Below are 22,833 nucleotides of genomic sequence, written 5' to 3'. Positions count from 1 at the left end.
CCCCGGTGCTCGGGGCGGCCGTTCGTGCTCTGCTGGCAGCGCTGACGGGTGTTGACGTTTCCCCGGGCGACTCTGGTGCCCGAGTGATCAGACCGCGTCCGACAGCGATGTGAAGTTGAAGTCGCGGGCCTTGAGCAGCGGCATCACGCATGGCACGCCGGCCTCGATGCCGGCCACACGCTCCTGCGGGCCGAGCGCCTCGATGTTGTTGAGCAGGAACAGCGGGCTGTCGTTGAAGCGCATGTTCTTGATCGGTCGCGTGACCTTCCCGTTCTCGATCAGGAACGTGCCGTCGCGCGTGAGCCCGGTGTAGAGCAGCGTGCGCGGGTCCACCTCGCGCAGGTACCAGAGGCGTGAGACGAGTATGCCGCGCTGCGTGCCCGCGATCATCTGCTCGCGCGTGGTGGTGCCACCCGACATCACGATGTTGTTCGCGCCACCGGTGGGCTGCTTCCCCTGCTTCTTCGCCCAGAAGCGGCCGTACTGCAGCTCCTTCAGCACGCCGGCGTCGATCCAGTTGCGGCGCGTGAGCGGGAAGCCCTCACCATCGAAGGGATCGCAGAGGATCTTCGGGTCGTACGGATCGCTGTACAGCGACACCCGCTCGTCGGCGATCTTCTCCCCGAGCTTGTTGCCGCCGCCCTGCTTCACGAACGGCGAGCGGCCCTCGTCCGCCGCGCGCGCGTCGGCGTAGAAGGCGACCAGCGAGATCAGGTCACCGACGGCCTGCGGCTCGAGGATCACGGTGTAGCGGCCCGGTTCCACGGCCACGGGATTGCGCGACATCTCCGCCTTCTCGATGGCGCGTGCACTGATCTTCCCGAAGTCGATGGCGCTGAACTTCGGCTCCTCGGTGCCGGCCCAGCCGGAGCCGGTGCCATCGGCGGTGCGGACCGTGAGGGTGTAGTTGGACTTGGTGCCGCGGTGATACTGGAACATCCCGGCGTTGTTGCCGAGGGAGTTGATGTTCGCGTCCACCTGCAGGAAGCCGGCGGCCTGCAGGTTGCCGCGGGCGCGAGCTGGGCCGAGCGCACTGAGCGCCGCGCGGGCACCAGCCGAGGCATCGAGGGCGAAGGTCTCCTCGTCCCAGGCCCCCGGAAGCGGCGTGATGCTCTGCGGCCCCAGGCGCGGCATCGCCTCCGGGTCGTCGGGCGCCAGCCGTGCGATCGCCTCCGACTGGCGGACGGCGCGCTCGATGCCCTCGGGCGAGAGGTCGTTGGTGGTGGTGATGGCGTGCTTGGGCCCGAAGCTCGACGAGACCACCATCGACAGGTCGGTGACCATGCCGGCGGTGGACATCTGGTTGGCGGCGAAGCGCACGTTGCGCTGTCGCCCGCCGCCGAGGTTCACCTCGATGGCCTCGGCCTTCGACAGCTTGATGGCGCTCTCGATGATGCGCTGCGCCTCGTCGCGCGAGACGAGTTCCTCGGCGGCGTCCAGCAGGCGCTTCGGCGCGCGGGGGTCGAATCGCGATGTCATGCCTTGCGTCCCGTGTTGATGACGTTGATCTGCCGGTGGCGCGTTGGCGGGCACCCGTGACTGACGGCGTTCGACTGCCCGGGCTGCCCCTTGCCGTCGAAGAAGCTGGCGCCGAGCATGTAGCTCTTCCGGCCGCCGAGCATGTCGAGCGCGTTCCAGAACTCCGGCGTGCGCATCTGGTAGGCCACGTCCTTGAGCATCCCGGTGACCTTGCCACCCTTGATCTCGTAGAAGAGCTGGCCGCCGAACTGCGCGTTGTAGCGCTGCTGGTCGATGGAGAAGCTGCCGTCGCCCACGATCGCGATGCCGCGGTCGGTGGCGGCGATGATGTCCTCGTACGACTGCTCCTTCTCGCCCGGCAGGACCGACACGTTTGGCATTCGCTGGAACTGCACGCTGCTCCAGTTGTCGCCGTACGAGCAGCCGTGGCTGCGGGTGGGGCGGCCCTGCTTGTCGTACCACCACTTGAGCCAGCTCGCCTGCTCGCGCGTGGTCTGGTAGTCGTTGACCATCCCGTTCCTGATGATCAGGAAGTCGTCCGGTGCCACGCCCTCGTCATCGTAGCCGATGGTGGCACAGCCGCCGGGCTGCGAGCGGTCGCCCTGCACGTTCAGGATCGGCGGGCCGTACTTGAGCGCCCCCAGGATCTTCTCGGGCGGGCTGACGAAGCTGGTGCCGGCGTAGTTGGCCTCGTAGCCGTAGGCGCGATCGAGCTCGGTGGGATGGCCGACCGACTCGTGGATGGTGAGCCAGAGGTGCGACGGGTGCAGCACGAGGTCGTAGCGGCCGGGTTCGACGGGCTTCGCCTTCAGCTTCTGCGCCGCCTCCTCGCCCCACTTCTGCGCGTTGCCGACGATGTCGGCCTCGGTGATGTGCTCGTACCCGCGGCCGGCCGGCTGCACGGTGTTGCTGCGGCTCTGGAAGTCGCTGAAGTCGGGTGAGACCGCCGTGATGCTCATCGGGGCCCAGCTCCGCACCACCGTCTGGGTGGTGATGGTGCCCTCGGTGTTGGCGTAGTTCTTCTCCTCCTTCACGAAGAACATCTGGCTCGCCACGTACTTCACCCCCGCCACCTTCATCGCCTCGGCGTTCGCACGCAGCAGGAGGTCGGCCTTCTGCTCCACCGGGATGCTCCACGGGTCGACGGTGAAGCCGTTGGACCAGGTGCGCTCGCCGAGTGATGGCGCGGGGGCGAGTTCGACGGCGCGGTCACGTGCGACGCGGTTGGCCCGGGCGATGGCGGCGGCCTCACGTCCGGCCGCCGCGACACCGTCGGCGGTGAGGGTGCGCGTGGCGGCGAAGCCCCAGCAGCCGTCGACCAGGGCGCGCACGCCGCAGCCCATGGTGTCGGTGTCCACGATCTCGATGATCTGTTGCTCGCGCGTGATGACGAAGTTGCGCCGGGTGCGTCCGACGCGGGCGTCGGCGTACGACGCGCCGGCCATCTTCGCCGAGTTCAGCGCGGCCATGAGCAGGTCCTTCGTGGGGGCATCCATGGGCGGCTGCACATGCGGCATGGCGCGCGGCGCGAACCGGCGGATGGCCGCTTCGGCCTCCGACGGTATCGTCGATGCGACGGCCACGGCGCCGGCGGCAAGCGCGCTGGACGCGAGGAAATCCCGGCGTGTTGTCATGCTCTGGGGCTCGGGTGACTGGGCTGGTGGACGAGGCGTGCGCGCGGCCTGACGGATGTTTCAGGCCTATACGCTGGCCGGACCAATTGGATTCGGCAACGGGCAACTTGGTTGCCCGCGCCGGTGCGGTGGGGCAGGTTCAGGCTCAGTCCATCGCGGCAACCTGAAGTATACCGTCGCGACCTGCGTCCACATTCCGTGCCCGGATACCGTCCATGAGAGTCCTGTGCATCCTTGCCCTCGGCGTGGCAGCGGTTGGCGCGGCGTCACGGGCCGGCGCACAGGAGGGCATGCGATACAGCGTTGCCGTCGGTCCGTTGCGCATCGACCGACTGGCCGGCACGCCGGTCGTGCCGTCCGTCGGGCTGCACAAGCCGACGGGGCGGCGAGGGGTGGTGGGCGGCCGGGTGTCGCTCGTGCATGACGCCGGCTTCTACGGGCTGAATGCCGTGGCCCTGGATCTCGATGTCGGCGTGCGTAGTCGCCCGGCGCGGGTCGAATGGCAGGCGCTCGTCGGACCGTGGTTGTTGCTGGGTGGTGACGGCGACGGCACGCCGTACGGCCTGGTTGCCGGCCAGGCCACCGCGGGTGTCACATGGTGGGCGCAGCGCCGGTTCGGACTGCTCGCGCTGGCGAGCGGGCGGCTGAAGTTCGGGACCTCGACCGAGCGCGCCACCGGCAGCGGCGCGATCGGTGTGGTCGTGCGGTAGGTCACACCGCGTCCGACAGCGACGTGAAGTTGAAGTCCCGCGCCTTGAGGACGGGCATGATCTGCGTGCCCGGCCCCTCACTGGCGGTCCGACGGACGGGACCGAGCGCCTCGACGTTGTTGAGCAGGAAGAGCGGGCTCTCGTTGAAGCGCATGTTCTTGATCGACTTGCTGATCTTCCCGTTCTCGATCAGGAACGTCCCGTCGCGGGTGAGACCGGTGTAGCTCATGGTGCGCGGGTCGGTTTCGCGCAGGTACCACAGGCGCGTGACCAGCACACCGCGCTGGGTGCCCGCGATCATCTGGTCGCGAGAGGTGCTGCCGCCGGCAAGGATGAGGTTGTTCGGGTTGCCGGTGGCCACGAGGTTCTTTCGCGCCGCCCAGGCCCGTGGCACCAGCATCGTGCTGAGTGTCCCGTTGGTGATCCATGACTGCTTCGTCAGTGGCATTCCATCGCCATCGAACGGCTGCGTCAGTACCAACGAATCGGCGGGATCGCTGGTGAGGTTGACCATGGCATTCACGATCTGTTCGCCGAGCCGATTCCCGCCGCCGGGCTTGGCGAACGGTGACCGGCCCTCGTCGGCGCTGCGGGCGTTGAAGTAGCGCGGCATCAGCCCCACCAGGTCGCCCACCGCCTGCGGCTCGAGGATCACCGTGTAGCGGCCGGGTTCGATGGCCACCGGGTTCCGGGAACGCTCCGCCTTCTCGATGGCCTGGGCGCTCACCGCCCCGAAGTTGAGCGCACTCCACGCCAGGGCGTCCTCGCCCGACCAGCCGGAACCGGTGCCGTCGTTGCTGCGGACGGTGAGGGTGTAGTTGGCGCTGGTGCCGCGGTGGTAGGCGAAGTGACCGGCGCTGGTGCCGATGGCGATGGCGTCGGCGCCGGTGATGAGGAAGCCGGCGACGGTGAGGGCGCTCCCCGCCTTCCGCGCCGGGGCGAGGGCGGTGTTGGCGGCCGCTGTGACCTCATCTGCGGCGAGGCCGGCGGTCGCCTCGTCCCAGGCGCCGCCGAGGTCGCGCAGGACCTGCGGGCCCAGCACGGGCAGCATGTCCGGGTCATCCGGGGCGAGGCGCGCGATGGCCTCCGCCTTCCGCACCGTCCGCTCGATGCTCTCGGGTGAGAGGTCGTTGGTGGTGACGGCGGAGTGCTTCCGCCCGATGAACGACATCACCACCAGCGTCGTGTCCTCGACCACGCCGGCGGTGGAGAGCTGGTTGGCGGCGAAGCGCACGTTGCGGGTGCGGGAGGAGCGGATCACGGCCTGTACCGAGTCGGCACGGGAGAGCCGGATCACGCTCTCGATCACCCGCTGCGCGTCGGTGCGCGAGATGACGAGGTCGTCGGCGAGGAGGAGCGAGCGCGGGGCGCGGGAATCGATGAAGCGGCTCATGCCTTGCGACCCGTGTTGATGACATTCTGCTGGCGGTGGCGCGTGGGGACGCAGCCATGCGTGACGGCGTTGGCCTGGCCCGGCTGGCCCTTGCCGTCGGAGAAGGTGGCGTAGAGCTCGTAGCTCCTGCGGCCGCCGAGCATGTCGAGGGCACCCCAGAAATCGGTGGTGCGGAACTGGTAGGCCACGTCGCGCAGCTGGCCGACGATCTTGCCGCCGCGGATCTCGTGGAACAGCGCGCCGCCGAACTGGCCGTTGAAGCGCTGCTGGTCGATGGAGTAGCTGCCGCGACCCTGGATCGCGATGCCGCGGTCGGTGGCGGCGATCAGGTCGCTGAAGCCGATGTCCCGCGCACCCGGCGTGATCGACACGTTCGGCATCCGCTGGAACTGCACACTGCTCCACGAGTCGGCGTAGCTGCAGCCGTGGCTGCGCGTCGGCATGTTTCGCTTCTTGTACCACCAATCCAGCCACATCGCCTGTTCGCGCGTGGTCTGGTAGTCCACCACGATGCCGTCCTTGATGATGTCGAACGCTTCGGGCTTCACGCCGTCGTCATCGTAGCCGATGCTGGCGCAGCCGCCGGGCTCCGAGCGATCGCCGGTGATGTTCATCAGCGGCGACCCGAACTTGAGCGCACCCAGCACCCTCTCCGGCGGGGCGACGAAGCTGGTGCCGGCGTAGTTCGCCTCGTAGCCGTAGGCGCGGTCGATCTCGGTGGGGTGGGCGACCGACTCGTGCAGCGTGAGGCCGAGGTTGGACGGGTGCAGGACCAGGTCATAACGCCCCGGCTCCACCGACTTCGCGGTGAGCTTCTCCGCGGCCTCCTCGGCCCACTTCTTCGCGTTCACCGGCAGGTTGTTCTCGAGCACCGACTCCCAGCCGCGGCCGGTGGGCTGCACCACGGCGTCGCGGATGGCGAAGTCGCTGCGGTCGGCGCTGACGGCGGTGATGGCCATCGGCGTATAGGTGCGCACGAGGGTCTGTGCGATCACCGAGCCGTCGGTGTTGGCGTAGTTGCGCTCTTCCTTCACGAACTGGAGCTGCGTGCTGACGAAGCGCACGCCGGGCACCGAGAGCGCGGCCGTGTTGGCGGCGATGGCGAGGGTGGTCTTCTCCTCGATCGAGATGCTGAAGGGATCGATGGTGAAGCCGCTGGACCAGGTGGCGTCGGGGTGGCTCGGGTTGGGGGCCAGTTGCACGGCCTGGTCGCGGGCGATGCGGTTGGCTTTCGCCGTGGCGACAGCCTCGGTGGCGGCGCGCTGGATGCCCTCACTGGTGAGCCTGGGCGTGGCGGCGAAGCCCCAGCAGCCATCCACGAGGGCGCGGATGCCGCAGCCGATGGTGTCGCTGTCCACCACGTCGAGGACCTGGCGCTCGCGGGTGAAGACGGCGTTGCGCTGCACGCGCTGGATGCGGGCGTCGGCGTAGCTGGCCCCGCCGCGTTTCGCGGTGTCGAGAGCCAGCAGCAGCAGGTCGCGGGTGGGGGCATCCATGCGCTGCTGCACGTGGGGCAGCAGGCGGGTGTGGGCGGCAGCGTCTCGCGGACGGCCGAGGGCGAGGGCGCCAGCGGCGAGGGCAGAGGTGGCGACGAAGTCGCGGCGGGTGGTCATGCGGGCGGCGGTGGGGGCGGTGACGGTCCGAAACTGTCGGACAGTCTACGCGCGGCGCCCGGAGTTCGCGGGGCGCCGTGACCGCAGCCGGGCGTGCTACGCCGCCGCGGCCTCGCGATGCCGGGCCACCGGCAGCCCCTGGGTGGTGCGGGCGAGCCGGATCAGCTGCTCGGCGAGCAGGCGCGCCTCGACCTCGTTCACGCCCTGGTCACTGGCATGCGCCATGATGCGGTCGATCACATCGGCTTCACGGGAGCCATCCACCGGCGGCACGCCGGCGGCGCGCTTCGCGGCACCGACGGCGCGGGCCAGGCGCTGCCGCTCGCCGATCAGCGACAGGAGCATCTCGTCGACGCGGTCGATCGAGCCGCGCAGCGCCTCGACCCGCTCGGCGGCGCGCTGCTGTTCGGGGGTGCGTTCGGCGGTGCTGACGTGGCTGTGCATGGCGGAGCTCCTGTGCCGTGAGGCGTCGGGTGGGAGAGGAGTCCGCAGCATCGGGCCTCGCAGACAAGCGAAAGGCCCGCATCGCTGCGGGCCTCGGTAGAAAAGTCGGTGCGGTGTTACGCGCGCGCTTTACCACCTTGGTCCGCGAAGCGGCCAAAGTAATAAAAGCTGGTAAAGAGGGCGCGGACCGTGTGACTCATGGGACGCAGAGTCGCAAGAGTGTCGAAGGCTGTCAAGTCCCCCCGTTCAACGGCCGGGGCCGCCGACGGCTTCCCGGAACGTGACGGGCGCGGAGCGGCGGCGGTCACAGCCGCCGACGGAAGAAGTCCAGTGCATGTTCGTATGCCCGGATCCAGGACTCGTGACGCAGGAAGCCGTGGACCTCGTCGGGGAGGACGAGCTGTTCCACCGGCACGCCCTGCTCCCGCAGGTGCCGGATCAGGGTCAGCGTCTCGATGAAGCGCACGTTGCGGTCGTCGTCGCCGTGCACCAGCAGCACCGGTGCACGCCAGTTCTTCACCTGGGCCAACGGTGAGCTCGTGAACGCCAGCCTCGTGCGCGCCGGATCCTCGTACACGTCGTAGTCCGGCACGAAGGTGCGGATGCCGACGTTCCAGTCGTGCACCCCGTGGATGTCCACGCCGGCCTTGAACAGTTCGGGGTTGCGCGTGAGGCCCATGGCGGTGAGGTAGCCGCCGTACGAGCCGCCCCACAGCCCGATGCGGCTGCGATCGACGTCGGCCCGGTCACCGAGCCAGCGCGCCGCCGCCACCACGTCGCCGTACTCCGCGCCGCCGGTGGCGCCCTGTGCCAGCGCCTCGCGGAACGCCATGCCGTAGCCGATGCCGCTGCGGTAGTTGAGCGACACCACGATGTACCCGCGCAGTGCCATCGCCTGGTTCAATGCATAGGCATGGTGGTAGTACGACCCGTAGTTCCACCCGAGCAGCATCTGCCGGCGCGAGCCGCCGTGCATGAAGATCACCGCCGGGTGCTTCTCGCCCCGCTTCGCGTTGGGTGGCATGAAGACCTGGCCGTACGACGTGATGCCATCGGCCGCCGTGAACGTCACGGCCACGGGCGTCACCAGCGATGCACCAGGGAAGTCAGCCGGCATCGTCTGCGGTGCCAGCGGCTGCCACGCGGTGGCCGTGGCACGTGCCGCATGCGCCGGCAGCTGCGCAGTGCTCACCAGCGCGTGCAGCGTCCCGCGGCTGGATTGCACGGCATTCCACGCGATGTGCGGCCCGGTCACCACCGGCTGCGGCGGCGTGCTGCCATCGGCTGCCACCGTGAAGACGTGCCGGCGATCGATGTCACCGATGTTCGCATTGTAGACGAGGCGCCGGCCGTCCTGGCTGGTGGCCACGAACTCCACCTCACCGTTGCCGGGCGTGAGCTCCACCGGTGCTCCGCCGCCTGCGGCAATGCTCCACAGGTGCACCCAGCCGGTCTTCTCCCACGGGAAGACGATGCGGTCATCGCGGGTCCAGGTGAGCTGGTTGTCGGCGACGATGGCCCAGTACGCACTGCCGGTGCCGGTGTCGGCGGTGAACAGCGTGCGCGCGGATCCGGTGGCGACATCGGCGACCATGATGCTCCACGGCTGTGCGGTGCGCGTGGCGCGGAAGCCGAGTTCCTGACCCTCGTACGGCTGGCGCAGGAAGGCCAGCTTCCTACCGTCCGGCGACCACGCTGGCGCGTTGTCCGCGTCGGTGCTGGGCGCCATCCACGTCAGCACCTTACGCGCGGGGCCGTACACACCCACGAAGCTGTGCGTGCCGCGGTTGGACACGAACGCGAGCTGGGAGCCGTCGGGAGACCAGCGCAGGGATCCGCCGCTGCCGCGCATGCGGAAGAGCGGGGCGATGCGGGTCGAATCACTGCCGACGGAGGCCATCCAGATGGCGCCGCGGCGGGTGAAGGCGAACTCGCGGCCGCGGGGGGCCGGTGTCGGCGCCGCTCCCTCGGTCACGCGCACGGCGGGCGACCCATCGAGCGTCACCCGCCAGATGGCCTGTTCCGCGCCGGCGGGATCGCTGGTGGGATTGGGGATGTCACCGGCGCGATTGGGCCCGCCACCACGCACGAAGTAGAGCGTGCGCCCGTCGGCCGTGAACGCCAGCGACGTGATGTCCTGCCCGTCGTCCTGCGTGAACGCCGTCACCATCCGTGCCTCGGCGCGGGTGGAGTCGGTGACCCAGATGTTCCGCACGCCCCGCGCATTGAGCACGAACGCCACCGCGTCAGCGGCGCGCGCGGACGCCATCGTGGCGGCGAACGGGGCGCCATCGATCTGCCTGACCGTCGGCTGCGCCTGCAGCAGTGCCGGCACCAGCAGTGTCATCCCGAGCAGCTTCCTGTGCATGGGCCAAGTCCGTGAGAAAGGGTCACGCGGAAAACGCGGAAGACGCGGAAAAGTCCTGCGGCCGACTCGGTATCCACGCACTCGAAACGAAGAAAGCTGCAGGAACTGCGCGTCGCAATCGCAGTTCCTACAGCATTCCATGCCCCAGGTGGACCGGAAACGAAGTTCGGGATGCCGTCGTTCGCCGTGACATCCCGCCCGCGGACGTTGGAAATCCTCGCAGTACCGCTGGTGTTGCTGCGGTTTCCGCGTTGGCGGCTGGGCGCCACGACGCCCGTCATGCCATCCCGACTTCATTTCCAATCCACCAGCGCCTCGGACGGTCGTATCTCGCGCCGGATTTTTCCGCGTTCTCCACGTCTTCCGCGTGAACCTTGTCAGCGATGCCCCGGGTTGCGCCTGGCCCTGCTAGTCCGCCTTGGTCCGTGGCTTGACCGGCTTCACGAACTGATCGAGCCACGAGACCATCTCCGCCAGCGTGTGCCCCACGCTCTCGCGGCCGAGGTAGCCATGTGCCTCGCCCGGAAGCTGGACGTAGCGCACGATCGCGCCATTGCCCTTGAGGGCGGCGTACATCCGCTCGGACTGGATCGGGAAGGTGCCGCTGTTGTCGTCGTTCATGCCGTGGATCAGCAGGATCGGGGTCTTGATGCTGTCGGCGTAGGTGAAGGGGCTCATGCGGTTGTAGATGCCGCTGGCTTCCCAGTACGGGCGCTCCTCCTGCTGGAACCCGAAGGGCGTCAGCGTGCGGTTGTAGGCGCCGCTGCGGGCAATGCCGGCGCGGAAGATGTTGCTGTGGGCCAGCAGGTTGGCGGTCATGAACGCACCGTAGCTGTGGCCACCCACGCCGATGCGGTCGCGATCCGCGACGCCGAGGTCCACCACCTTGTCCACGGCCGCCTTCGCGCTCGCGGTGAGCTGCTCGACGTAGGTGTCGTTGGGCTCCTTGTCGCCCTCGCCCACGATCGGCATGGTCGGGCCGTCGAGCACGCCGTAGCCCTGCGTCAGCATGAACAGGTGGCTGGCACCGGTCGGGCGGACGAACAGGTACGGTGATCCGCGCACCTGGGCCGCCGCCTTCGCACTCTTGAACTCCTGCGGATAGGCCCAGAAGAAGAAGGGCAGGCGGCCGTCGCGCGCGGCGTCATAGCCTGCGGGCAGGTAGAGCGTGGCTGAGAGCTGCACGCCATCGTTACGCGTGTAGGTGATCAGCCTCGACGTGATGCCGGCGAACTGCGGGGCCGGATCGGCGAAGCGGGTGAGCTGGCGCGGGGCGATGCGGCGCACCAGGTCGCGCATCCAGTAGTTCGGCGGCTCAGTGGTGGACTGGCGCCGGGTGAGGAGCTGCGAGGCCCGATCATCGAGGATCGCGATCGGCTCCTCGTATTGCGACCCTGCGGAACGCCAGAGACGCGTGGTGCGGGCGGTGGCGATGTCCACGCGATCCACGAACGGCTGTGCGCCGGCCGGGCTCTCACCCTCGCCGGTCATGAAGAATGCGCTGCGGTCGGCGGAGACCTTCGCCACCATCGTGCCCTGCGGCGTCATGGTCATCACGGGCTGGCCAGGATCGCTGTAGGCATCCTCGGCGGACCGGTCGAACAGCAGTCGTGGCGCGGCGCCAGGGGTGGCCGGGTTGAAGAGCCAGGTCTTCGTCATGCGCGTCTTCCACCAGTACTCGGTGACCAGCGCGACATCGCTGCGCACCCAGGTCACGCCCCGCACGCGGCTGCCCACGGCGAGGTGCTGCACCAGCGGGCCGGTGAACGGTGCCGCGAGCGACACGAGGCGTTCGCGCTGCGCCATCGCGCGGGCGGGGTCACCGCCGTCCAGCGCCTCCACCCACACCAGGGTCGCCGGCGCGTCGGCCCGCCAGGTGATGTTGCGCGGACCGCCATCCACGGCGTCGAAGGCGGTGGATTGCTCGACGGCCAGCGCGCGGTCATGCACCGGCTTCAGCGTCGTGCCGTCCGCGTTCCAGACCTCCGTGCGCAGCGGGAAGCGGCCCATCGGCACCACGTAGCTGTAGGGCGTATGGATCGCCGCGGTCAGGATGTAGCGGCCGTCGGGAGACGGGGTGGCGGTGGTGTACACCGCCGGGGCACCGAGCGGCGTCACGGCACCGGCCAGCGACACGCGCGCGAGCTGGCTGGTGCCGTAGTGGGTGAAGCGCGCCTCGTCGTGCGCATCGGCGAGCAGGTCCTGGTAGGTGCGTTCCGGCGACTTCGTGCCGAACGATTCCTGCGCCACCGGGCCGGTGGGCACGGCGGCAGCCACCGGTGCGGCGCCGCGCGAGGCGGGGATCGTCTTGCACAGCAGCGCGTCACTGGAGGGCAGCCAGGTGCACGGGTCACCGAATGCGCCGTTGACCTTCACCGTGCCGATCGTGGTGACCGAGCCGGTGGCCAGGTCGAGGACACCCATGCCGGCGCCGTCATCGCGGATCAAAGGGAAGGCCGCGCGGGCGCCGTCAGGTGACCAGCGCACGTTGCCGACCCTTACGCCAGCCGGCAGGGTGATGCGACGCGGTTCTCCCCCACTGATCGCGAGGAGGCTGAGTCCCGTGCTGCTGATGGCGCGGGTGGGAAAGTTCGTGTTCGGGTTCAGCCGTTGTCCTGCCATCGGGATGTACGGCGCAGCCACCTCGGCGATGCCCGGCAAGGTCGGGCGCTCGAGCAGCAGCAACTGCCGGTTGTCCGGGCTGACGGCCACGCGCGGCGTCGGCGTGGCGTCGAGGATGCTGCGGATCGGCTCGGGGGGCTGACGGTATCCGTCCTGCGCCGGCAGCAGCATCGGCAACAGCGCCGCGATCGAAAGCAGAGTCCGTCGCATGCGGTGGCCCCTTGGAGTAGTGTGCGGGTGGAAGGCGTCGTGGCGCGGGAGTCGAACAGTGCACGCACGGCAGCGCAGGCGCCACCGCGTCAGGCGGGACGGGCGGGGTGGTGCTGCGCACGACAGAGTGAGTGGCGTGTGCAGCATCTCCGTGCGCGGTACGCGCCTGGTGCCGGTGACGTTGCGGGAGCCGGTGCCGCTTCATCATGCAGCCTGTGCCGCGTGCAGGTTGCACCCATTGCTTGCCGGATCTGCAGGGTGGCGGTACTGTTGAGGGACAATTCTGTCGTGATCTGGCCATCCGGAAGTCCGGTGCAATACCGGCGCGGCCCCGCCACTGTAAGGAACGGCTGACGCGAGTCGGCAGACATCGAGTGCAAAGCCACTGCAGCGAGTAGCGCTGCGGGAAGGCAGCTCGGTGGTTCCGAGCCAGGAGACCGGCCCTGATCACGCCCGCAGCAGGCCCTTCGAGGGAAGGGGGCGGGGTGATCGGTTGCGAGGCGTGCTGCAGGTGCATGCCGTCGTCTCCGGCTGCCCCCCGTTCAGTCCACCACGTGGACGGACGGGGTTTTCGTTTCCGGCGCTCGCGGCCGGTGCGGGAACCTCGGGTCGTGAGCGTGTGGCGCTGTCCGCGGGCATTCCGGTAGCGCGCGGCTGCGAGGGACGCCGTGCGTCGAGAGACTGATGTCCACATCATTCCGCGCCCTCGTGCTCGTGACGATCGGCGCCACCGCCCTCGGCGCCCAGCAGCCGGGGCGCGACTCCGTGCGTGTGCCGCGCCTGCCCACGGTCACCACCACCGCGTCGCGCTATGCGGCGCCCGCCGACTCCCTGCCGCGCCGCGTCGAGGTCATCTCGCGCGCGCAGCTCGACGGCACTGCCGCGCTCGACATGGTGGACCTTCTGAAGAAGCGGGCCACACTCGACGTGGTCCAGTATCCCGGCCTGCTTGGCGGCGTTGGCATTCGCGGTTTCCGTCCGCAGGTCGGCTCGCTGCAGCAGCGGGTGCTGATCCTGCTGGACGGCCGGCCGAGCGGGATCACCAATCTCTCACTGCTCGACGTGCAGGACGTCGAGCGTGTGGAGGTGCTGAAGGGACCAGCGTCGGCCCTGTATGGTTCGGCGGCGATGGGGGGCGTGGTGAACGTGGTGACGCGGAAGCGCACCGGGGCGCGCTCGGCGCTGGTGTCGGTGGGCGGCGGGAGCTTCGGCGCCAGCGAGTTCCGCGTGCAGGGTGGCGGGGCGCTGTTCGGCGGGCTGGATGCCGACGTGAGCCTGCGCCGCTACGACCAGCGCAACGACTACGGCATCGGGGGCGGCAACGCGCTGCGTGGCGTGTTCGGCAGCGACACGGCGCTGAAGAGTTACCCCGGGGCGACGACGCCAAGCCGGTGGGTACCCGACACCCTCGGTGACGGCGTCACGCGGGTGTTCACGACGATGGCCACCACCAGCGGAACGATGCGCGTGGGTGGGAGCATCGGCCGCCACCTGCGGCTGGATGTGCGCGGCGATGCGTTCGACGCGCAGGACCTGCCCTCGCCCGGCGATCTCTACTCGGCGGCGACGCCGTTTCCCGGCAACAGTCGCAAGAACCTCCGCCGGACGGGCGGGGCGGTGGACCTGGGTGGTGCCGTGCGCGGGCATGCGCTGCTGGCGCGCCTCTTCACCACCGACGAGACGAGCGACTACCTGAACCGGCCCGACAGCGCGCGCTTCGTGAACTTCGCGTCGGTCGTGCGGACGAGCGGCTTCCAGGTGCAGGACGTGCTGCAGGTGGGCGGCCAGCAGGTGGTGTTCGGCGTGGACGGCACGGCGCAGCGGGCGACCTCGCAGCGCTGGTCGGCGCCGACCTCCGAGGTGGGGACGTTCAGCCCGAACAGCGAGAACCGCTCGCTGGCTTTGTTTGGCGAGGCGCGGCTGACAGCGCTCGCCGGCCGGCTGGTGGCGACGATGGGGGCCCGCGCAGACCGCGTGACGCTGAAGCTGCTCAGTACCCCGCTCCGGTCCGACGTGGTGGCAGGTGACGACGACTTCACGGTCTTCAACCCGAGCGCCGGGCTGGCGTACACGCTCGGCGGGGGCGTGCGGGCGCACGGGAGCGTAGGGCGCGCCTTCCTGGCGCCGGATGCCTTCGGGCGCGCGGGGCTGACGCAGTCGGTGACGTCGGGCGTGGCGGCGATCACCTTCGGCAACCCGACGTTGCGTGCTGAGCACTCGGTGACGGCGGACCTCGGGCTGGGGGTCACGCGGATGCATGGGGCGCTGGCGTTCGATGCGACGTACTTCCACACCGACGTGGCGGATCGCATCGCGCAGGCACGCGCTTCCTTCGCGGCGGGTTCGCGCCCGGTGCTGGCGAGCGGTGACCAGGTGTCGCGGGTGACGACGTCGGTGAATGCCGGCGAGGCGCGGATCCGCGGGTTCGAGGCCTCGGCGCGCTTCGACGTGGGCGTGGCGCTGCAGCGGCGCTGGTCACTCAACACCTTTGCAAGCATGACCCGGATCCTCGAGGCGTCGCAGGCGACGCCGACGGTGACGGTGGATGCGGCGCCGTTCGCCGGGGCGACGAACTTCTCCCCCGCGTCGATCTTCAGCGGGGTGGTGATCGGTGCGCCGCTCACCACGTCGCGGATCAAGAACGTGGCGGCAGCGAACTGGAATGTCGGTGTGGAGTGGGACAGCCGGTCGCGCCTTCGGCTCGGAGCATTGGGCCGGTATGTCGGCCGGCGTCTGGACGACGACTTCAGCGACTTTTCGGACGTGTCGGACATCGAGTACCCGCCGTTCGCGGTGCTGGACCTGACGGCCGGCCTGCGGCTGACGACCCGGATCCGTGCCGACCTGCAGCTCTCGAACGTGACCGACGAGAACTACTACGAGAAGCGCGGCTACAGCCTGCCCGGGCGGGCGGTGCTGGTACGGGTGACGACGGCGTTCTGAGCGCGGCGGTTGGGTGTTCCGGGGGCGCAGGAGGATGCGCCCCCGGGATCTTGCGCCCTGCCAGGGCGGGAAGGGGTGAGCCGGGCTTGGGCGATGGTGCCGGTGGGGGACGGACGGCCGCGGTAGCTGCTGCGGCGCCATGTCGGGTTGTCCCGGACGACTTTGAGGCTTGGACCTGAAGGACTCTGAGTATTTCAGGCGTAACTCCTTTTCCGACAACATCTTAGATCTGAAGGACTCTGAGTCGTAGAGGCGCAAACGACTCTGAGTCGTAGAGGCGTATGGGCGTAAACGACTCTGAGTCGTTGGGGCGTAGACGACTCTGAGTCGTTGGGGTGTAACTCCTTTTGCGACAATATCTTAGACATGAAGGACTCTGAGTCGTTGAGGCGTAAAGGACTCTGAGTCGTAGAGGCGTAAAGGACTCTGAGTCGTTGGCGCGTAACTCCTTTTCCGACAACACCTTAGAGTGGAGGTGTCAGGGAACGGATGTAAGGCAAACTGGAGTGTACGCAAGTACCTGCTTGCTTACATAACCGGTGCCTCCTATACTGGCATCCATGTCAAACGATGTCAGGGACAAGATCATTTCCGCAGCGATGTCGGCGTACGCCGAATCGGGCTTCCAGGGCGCGACCACGCGCCGGGTGGCCGAAATCGCCGGCGTGAACGAAGTCACGATCTTCCGCAACTTCGGCTCGAAGGCCGCGCTGATGGACGAGGCGCTGTTCCGGCGGGTCGCGGCCATCAAGGTCGTCGAGCCGCCGCTGCCGTCCACGCCGGCGGACCCTGCCGTGGAACTCACCAACTGGTGCGGGCAGTTCCTCCGCCAGGTGCGTGGGTCGCGCGAGCTGCTGCGGAAGGCGATGGGAGCGGCCGAAGGGCGCTTCCACGAGATGGCCAACAGCTTCGAGCCGGCCCGCTGCGCTGACCGCGACCTGCACGATTACGTCCGGGCACTGGTGCGGGACGGATGGGTGAGCAGCACGTTGCTGGCCGATCCGGACTTCGAGGAACTGCTCACCGCGTCACAGACGCTGCTGATCGGCGGACTCTGGGGCGACGCCATGGCCCGCGAACTCCGCGACGAGGCCAAGCTCTGGGTCCCCGAAACCCGCGCCGCGCAGCGCTACGTACAGGTCTTCCTGCGTGCGCTCGGCGTCACCAGCCGACCGGCGTCCGCGCCGGCTGGCCCAGGCGGCGCACCACTCACACCTACCTCGGATCTTCTGTGATGCATTCGGCCTGGACGGGAATCGCCCGTCGCGCCGTGCTGGCCCTGCTGCTCCCCGCGCTCCTGCCACAGCACGCCCGTGCGCAGCAGCCGGTGCCGGCGACCCGCCCGCTCACCCTCGATGACGCCTTCCGCCTCGCGGAGCCGGCGAGTGACGACGTGCGCCTGGCGCAGAACGCCGTGACGCGCGCCAAGGGCCAGTACTTCCAGACGCGCGCCACGGTGCTGCCGCAGCTCAGTGCCACGGCCAACTACCAGCACCAGATCCAGAACCAGTTCGCGGCGATCACCAAGCGCTTCGCGCAGCCAACGGATCCGACCGCGCCGCCCGACACGACCACCGCCGCCGTCAACCCGATCGGCCTGCTGTTCGCCTCGCCGAACACGATCACCTTCGGCCTCCAGGCCTCCCAGCCGCTGTACGTCGACGGGCGATTCAAGGTGGCAACGCGGGTGGCCAAGGCGAACGAGGACGTGTCGCGCTACGGGCTGCGCACGGCACGCGCCAAGCTCCGGTACGACATCGCGGCGGCCTACTTCGATGCGGTGATCACCGAGAAGCTGGTGCAGATCGCGGAGAGCTCGCTGGTGCAGGTCCAGCGCACGCTCCAGCAGACGACGCTGCAGCGCCAGGTCGGCACGGTGGCCGAGTACGACCTCCTGCGATCGCGCGTGGCGGTGGATGCGCAGCGCCCGCTGCTGATCCGCGCGCAGCAGAACCGTGACATCGCGACGCTGAACCTGAAGCAGCTGCTGAACCTGCCGCTGACGACGCGTCTCGACCTCACGACGCCGATCCAGGATGCGGACATGGACCGCGTGCTGGCCACGTCGCAACTCGACACCGACGTGCGGCCATCGGCCGGCACGGGGCTCTCGGCCGCCGGTGCGCAGGTGCTGCCGAAGCTCGGGCCGCGTGACACCGCGCCGGAGGCACGCAGCGCCGTGCAGCAGGCGGCGGCCGCGCTCGAGGTGCAGAAGGGGGCGCTCCGGAATGCGCAGCTTGCCCGGGTGCCGGTCCTGAACCTCGCCTCGAACTACTCCCGCGCGGCCTATCCGTCGAACAGCGACATCATCCCGCGCACCCTCGCCGACTTCTATCCCGCCTGGACCGTGAGCCTCGGCTTCACCCTGCCGATCTGGACCAGCGGTCGGATCAAGGGTGACCAGATGGTGGCCCGCGCCAACGTGGCGGATGCCGAGGCACGGCTGAGCCAGGGGCGGCGTGCGGCGGCCCTGGATGTGCAGCTCGCGCTCAAGAGCCTCGAGCAGGCGGAGGCGAACTGGCTGGCCAGCATCGGCACGGAGGACCAGGCGGACAAGGCACTGCGCATCGCAGAGGTGCGCTATTCCAATGGCATTTCCACCCAGCTCGAGCTGAGTGACATCCGCAACCTGCTGATCCAGTCGCAGGCGAACCGCCTCACGGCGGCGAGGGACCTGCAACTCGCACGACTTCGCATGACCCTGCTGCGCGACCTGCCCCTTGGCTCGGGCGGCGGCACGGCCAGCGCCACCGGACAGCAGCCGTGAATCACATGACAACTCCCATGACTGACATCCCGACTGGCGCGATCCGCGCCCCGCGCAACTCCCGTCCGCTCGCCCTCGGCGTGCTGCTCGTCCTCGGCACCAGCGGACTGGCCGCCTGCGGCAAGAAGCCGGAGGCCGACGCCGCGGCGCCGGAGCAGCCGACCCTCATCACGGCCGACAACATCAGCGTGGTGGACACGGCGCAGATCGCCAGCGGCCCGTCGATCTCCGGCGAGCTCACGGCCGAGCGGAGTGCCTCGGTGCGCGCCGAGGTCTCCGGCAGCGTGATCCAGGTGTACGTGGAGCCCGGGCAGCGTGTTGCCGCCGGTGCGCCGCTGGCGCGCATCGATGCCACCACGGCGAGCGCGGCCGAGCTCTCGGCGCGGACGGGCGTGACGGCCAGCGAGGCACAGGCGGCGCAGGCGAAGAAGGAGCTGGATCGCGCCGAGCGGCTGAACGCGGCCGGTGCGATCGCCGACCGTGACCTCGAGAATGCGCGCCTGTCGTACTCCACGACGATGGCACAGCTGGCGAACGTGAAGTCGGCGTATGCGCAGGCCAGCAAGCAGCTGCGCAGTGCGACGGTGCGTGCGCCATTCGCTGGTGTAGTGGCGGGCTCGGTGGTGAGCGCGGGTGACGTGGTCTCGCCCGGGACCGCGCTGTTCACGGTGGTGGACCCGAAGAGCATGCGGCTCGAGGCGGCGGTGCCGGCGAACCAGATCGCGTCGATCCGGGTGGGGATGCCGGTGGCGTTCAGCGTGAGCGGCTACGCCGACCGCAAGTTCCTGGGGAAGGTGACGCGGGTGAGCCCGGTGGCTGACCCGACCACCCGGCAGGTGCAGATCCTGGCGTCGATCCCGAACGGGGCCGGCACGCTGGTGGGCGGATTGGTCGCCGAGGGTCGCGTGAACACCGAGACGCGCACGGCGATGATCCTGCCGGCGACCGCCATCGACCAGCGTGGTGCGACGCCGGTGGTGATGCGGGTCCGCGGCGGCCGGGTGGAGCGGGTGGCGGTGTCGCTTGGCATCCGCGACGAGCAGCGGGAGAACTTCGAGGTCACGAAGGGCGTGCAGCGCGGTGACACCGTGCTGCTGGGTGCGGCGCAGGCGATCGGGGAAGGCAAGCAGGTGCGGATCTCGCGCGTGAACGACCAGGCCGCCAAGGCGGCCGGTCCCACCGCCACCACGGGCACGAGGTAGCAGACATGTGGATCTCAGATTTCGCCATCAAGCGGCCGCTGATCACGATCGTCGCGATGCTGGTGCTCGTCATCAGCGGCCTGTTCGCGTACGCGCGGCTGCAGACGGACGAGTTCCCGGAGGTGTCCCCGCCGGTGGTGCTCACGACGATCGTGTATCCCGGCGCGAGCCCGGACCAGGTGGAGCGTGAGGTGCTCGACCCGATCGAGGAGGCCATCACCGGCATCTCTGGCGTGGACAAGGTGCAGGGCGAGGCACGTGACGGCTTCGCGACCATCATCACGTTCTTCGTCTTCGGCAAGAACATGCAGGAGGCGACGACGGAGATCCGGGACGCGATCAACCTGAAGCGCAACGACCTGCCGGTGGAGATGAAGGAGCCGATCCTCCAGAAGTTCAACCCGACCGACCTGCCGGTGGTGCAGGTCGCGATCTCGTCGAAGACGCTGACGGCGCCGCAGCTCACGCTGCTGGCCGATCCGGGCGTGACGCGCGAGCTGCGCTCGATCGGCGGCGTGGCGAAGGTGGACGTGGTGGGCGGGGTGAAGCGCGAGATGATGGTGGAGCTGCGGCCGCAGTCGCTGCAGGCGAGCAACATCAGCGTGGGCGAGGTGGTGGCGGCGCTGCAGCAGCAGAACCTGGCGGTGCCGGTGGGGAGCCTGACGGGGGTGCTGGACGAGCGCACCATCCGGCTCAGCGGGCGCCTGGAGGATGTGCAGGACTTCGGCAACATCGCGGTGGCGCAGCGGGGCTCGCAGCTGATCCGCCTCAGTGACGTGGCCGACATCCGCGACGGCACGGAGGAGCAGCGTACGCTGGCGCTGCTCGACGGGGCCGAGTCGGTGGGGCTGCAGGTGACCAAGTCGACGGGCTACAGCACGACCGAGGTGACCGGCAAGGTGGTGGATGCGGTGGACCGGATCCGGAAGCGGCTGCCGGCCGGCGTCGAGATGACGGTCATCAAGGATTCCGGCAAGCGGGTGGCGGCGAGCGTCAGCAACGTGCAGGGCACCCTGATCGAGGGCGCGCTGCTGACGGTGCTGGTCGTGTTCCTGTTCCTGAACTCGTGGCGCTCGACGGTGATCACCGGCGTGGCACTGCCGGTGTCGGTGGTGGCCAGCTTCCTGGCGGTGTACGCGTTCGGCTTCACCCTCAACACGATGTCGCTGCTGGGCCTGTCGCTGGCGATCGGCATCCTGATCGACGACGCGATCGTGGTGCGCGAGAACATCGTGCGCCACGTGGAGATGGGGAAGGACCACATGACGGCGGCCCGCGAGGGCACCGCCGAGATCGGCCTCGCGGTGGCGGCGACGACCTTCTCGATCGTGGCAGTGTTCGTGCCGATCGCGTTCCTGAAGGCCGAGGCGGGACAGTGGTTCAAGCCGCTGGCCCTCACGATCGCGTGCTCGGTGCTGGTGTCGCTCTTCGTCAGCTTCTCCCTCGACCCGATGCTGTCGGCCTACTGGCCCGACCCGCACCTGCCCGAGGACAAGAAGTGGTGGATCACGAAGCAGCTCGACAAGTTCAACAACTGGTTCAACCGGACCACGCAGAAGTACCGCGGCGTGATCGCGTGGGCACTGGATCACCGGCTGGCGATGATCATCCTCGCCATCGGCGTGTTCTTCGCGGCCTTCTCGCTGCCGCTGTCCGGCATCGTCGGCTTCTCGCTGGCGATGGGGCTGATCCTGGTCGGGGTCTGGCTGGACACGCGGAAGGCGCTGCCGCTGGCTGCACGCGCCGCCGGTGGCGTGGTGTTCCTCGTGCTCGGCGTCGCGAGCATCGGGATGCTGCCGCCGATCGTGGAGAAGGCGCTCGGGGCCGAGCGGGGCAAGGCGCTCCTGAACACCGGACGCGTGGGGGTGAGCTTCTTCCCCGGTGAGGACAACTCGGAGCTGAACGTGAAGGTGGAGACCCCGCCGGGCTCCAACCTCGACTACATGCGCCTGAAGGTCGTGGAGGCGGTGCGCATCGCGAAGACATACCCGGAGGTGCTGTTCACCTTCACCACCATCGGCGGTGCGAGCGGTGCGGTGGACGCGGGCAACGTCTACGTGAAGCTGTCGCCGAAGAGCGAGCGGAAGTCGAAGGGGATGCGCTCGGCGGACGCGGTGGCGGAGCAGTTCCGCCGCGACATGGCCACCATCGGCGGTGCCACGGCCAGCGTCTACACCAACGACTTCAACGGCGACCAGAAGCAGATCCAGTTCCAGCTGCGCGGTGACGACGCGCGCACGCTGCAGGCCTACGCCGAGCGGGTGCTGCCGAAGGTGGCGGCGGTACAGGGCGCGGTGGACGTGGGCCTGAGCACCCGCGGGCAGAAGCCGGAACTGACGGTGCAGGTGGACCGCGGGCTGGCGAGTTCGCTGGGCGTGAGCGTGGGTTCCGTGGCACAGTCGCTGCGCCCGGCCTTCGCCGGCGTCGAGGCGGGGGACTGGGTCGATCCGATGGGCGAGACGCGCAAGGTGCGCGTGCGCTTCACTCCCGAGTCACGTGAGCGGCTGGCTGACCTGACCAGCCTCCCCCTCGTGATCCCGGGCCGGAACGGCGCGGCGTCGTCCACCATCCCGCTGGGGCAGGTGGCGCGGGTGCAGCCGGGGCTCGGCCCCTCGATCATCAGCCACCTCGATCGCGACAAGCTGGTCACGATCCAGGCGAACGTGGCGGGCCGCGCCAACTCCGACGTGGTGGCCGACATCGCGGCGATCATCGCGGCCGAGCCGCTTCCCGCCGGCGTCACGCTCAGCCAGGGGGGTGATGCGGAGGGCCAGCAGGAGGTGTTCAGCTCGATCTTCGCCGCCCTCGGCATCGCCATCGTGCTGATGTACATGATCCTGGTGCTGCAGTTCGGCAGCTTCCTGGACCCGATCGCCATCCTCATCTCCCTGCCGCTGTCACTGGTGGGGGTGTTCGGGGCGCTCGCGATCACCGGCATGACGATCAACCTGATGTCGCTGATCGGCGTGATCCTGCTGGCGGGTATCGTGGCGAAGAACGCGATCCTGCTGATCGACTTCGCGAAGTGGTCACGCGAGGACCGGGGCCTGACGCTGCGGGATGCGCTGATCGAGGCGGGTGCCATCCGGCTCCGGCCGATCCTGATGACGACCTTCGCGCTGGTGGCAGGCATGCTCCCGATTGCGCTCGGCACCGGCGAGGGCGCGGACTTCCGCAAGCCGCTCGGTGTCGCGGTGATCGGCGGCGTGATCACGTCGACGATCCTGACGCTGATCGTGGTGCCGACGTTCTACGAGATCCTGGACGCGGTGCGCGAGTTCTTCGGGAAGCGCCTCGGGTTCAGCACGCCGAACACGGCGGAACATGCCGTGCCGAAGGGCGTGGCTCCGCAGCCGGTGATGGGGGACTGAGTTCCACCTCGTGCCGGCGCGGTGCTGAAGGGCGGACCAGCATGCACTGGTCCGCCCTTCTGTCGCTGCGTCCTTCG

Annotated in this window: 13 protein-coding genes and 1 riboswitch; of the genes, 6 read left to right on the top strand and 7 right to left on the bottom strand. The window is 69.1% G+C overall.

The window, feature by feature from the left end:
• Positions 1-87: 87 nt before the first annotated feature.
• Together IT355_04200 and IT355_04195 are read right to left on the bottom strand one after the other, a co-directional pair.
• A complete protein-coding gene (locus tag IT355_04200; GenBank protein ID MCC7052445.1) occupies positions 88-1,479 on the bottom strand; it encodes a TldD/PmbA family protein in 1,392 nt (463 codons plus the stop codon).
• Positions 1,476-3,113 (bottom strand): TldD/PmbA family protein, encoded by a 1,638-nt coding sequence (locus IT355_04195; protein ID MCC7052444.1) that lies wholly within the window; start codon positions 3,111-3,113, stop codon positions 1,476-1,478. Before IT355_04195 ends, IT355_04200 begins: the two co-directional genes overlap by 4 nt.
• Before the next feature lie 215 nt (positions 3,114-3,328).
• On the opposite strand from IT355_04195, the gene IT355_04190 reads away from it, so the two are divergent.
• Positions 3,329-3,823 (top strand): hypothetical protein, encoded by a 495-nt coding sequence (locus IT355_04190; protein MCC7052443.1) that lies wholly within the window; start codon positions 3,329-3,331, stop codon positions 3,821-3,823.
• 1 nt (position 3,824) lies between these two features.
• On the opposite strand, the gene IT355_04185 is transcribed toward IT355_04190, so the two are convergent.
• The 5 genes from IT355_04185 to IT355_04165 form a co-directional block, all read right to left on the bottom strand.
• Positions 3,825-5,216 (bottom strand): TldD/PmbA family protein, encoded by a 1,392-nt coding sequence (locus IT355_04185; protein ID MCC7052442.1) that lies wholly within the window; start codon positions 5,214-5,216, stop codon positions 3,825-3,827.
• On the bottom strand, positions 5,213-6,829 hold the full coding sequence (locus IT355_04180; GenBank protein MCC7052441.1) for a TldD/PmbA family protein: 1,617 nt from the start codon (positions 6,827-6,829) through the stop codon (positions 5,213-5,215). The genes IT355_04185 and IT355_04180 overlap by 4 nt, the downstream gene beginning before the upstream one ends.
• 96 nt (positions 6,830-6,925) lie before the next feature.
• Positions 6,926-7,273, bottom strand: coding sequence for a chorismate mutase (locus tag IT355_04175; protein ID MCC7052440.1), 348 nt, complete (start codon positions 7,271-7,273; stop codon positions 6,926-6,928).
• A 304-nt stretch (positions 7,274-7,577) separates the two neighbouring features.
• Positions 7,578-9,641 (bottom strand): S9 family peptidase, encoded by a 2,064-nt coding sequence (locus IT355_04170; protein ID MCC7052439.1) that lies wholly within the window; start codon positions 9,639-9,641, stop codon positions 7,578-7,580.
• Between the two features lie 408 nt (positions 9,642-10,049).
• On the bottom strand, positions 10,050-12,473 hold the full coding sequence (locus tag IT355_04165; GenBank protein ID MCC7052438.1) for a S9 family peptidase: 2,424 nt from the start codon (positions 12,471-12,473) through the stop codon (positions 10,050-10,052).
• 239 nt (positions 12,474-12,712) lie between these two features.
• Positions 12,713-12,934, top strand: a riboswitch (cobalamin riboswitch).
• Positions 12,935-13,157: 223 nt separating this feature from the next.
• Between IT355_04165 and IT355_04160 the strand changes: the two genes are divergently transcribed.
• The 5 genes from IT355_04160 (at position 13,158) to IT355_04140 (ending at position 22,756) form a co-directional block, all read left to right on the top strand.
• The gene (locus IT355_04160; protein ID MCC7052437.1) at positions 13,158-15,416 is read left to right on the top strand and encodes a TonB-dependent receptor; all 2,259 of its coding nucleotides are present in this window, start codon (positions 13,158-13,160) and stop codon (positions 15,414-15,416) included.
• Between the two features lie 560 nt (positions 15,417-15,976).
• Positions 15,977-16,651 carry a TetR/AcrR family transcriptional regulator gene (locus IT355_04155; GenBank protein MCC7052436.1) on the top strand — a complete coding sequence of 225 codons (675 nt, stop codon included), beginning with the start codon at positions 15,977-15,979 and terminating at the stop codon, positions 16,649-16,651.
• Positions 16,651-18,183 carry a TolC family protein gene (locus IT355_04150; GenBank protein MCC7052435.1) on the top strand — a complete coding sequence of 511 codons (1,533 nt, stop codon included), beginning with the start codon at positions 16,651-16,653 and terminating at the stop codon, positions 18,181-18,183. Before IT355_04155 ends, IT355_04150 begins: the two co-directional genes overlap by 1 nt.
• A gap of 17 nt (positions 18,184-18,200) precedes the next feature.
• Positions 18,201-19,385 (top strand): efflux RND transporter periplasmic adaptor subunit, encoded by a 1,185-nt coding sequence (locus tag IT355_04145; protein ID MCC7052434.1) that lies wholly within the window; start codon positions 18,201-18,203, stop codon positions 19,383-19,385.
• Between the two features lie 1,601 nt (positions 19,386-20,986).
• The gene (locus IT355_04140; GenBank protein MCC7052433.1) at positions 20,987-22,756 is read left to right on the top strand and encodes an efflux RND transporter permease subunit; all 1,770 of its coding nucleotides are present in this window, start codon (positions 20,987-20,989) and stop codon (positions 22,754-22,756) included.
• The last annotated feature ends 77 nt before the right edge of the window (positions 22,757-22,833 follow it).

The organism is Gemmatimonadaceae bacterium, assembly GCA_020851035.1.
Taxonomy (GTDB): domain Bacteria; phylum Gemmatimonadota; class Gemmatimonadetes; order Gemmatimonadales; family Gemmatimonadaceae; genus JACMLX01.
Note: the sequence above shows the minus strand (reverse complement) of the source record. Positions and strands in the feature narration are given on the sequence as shown.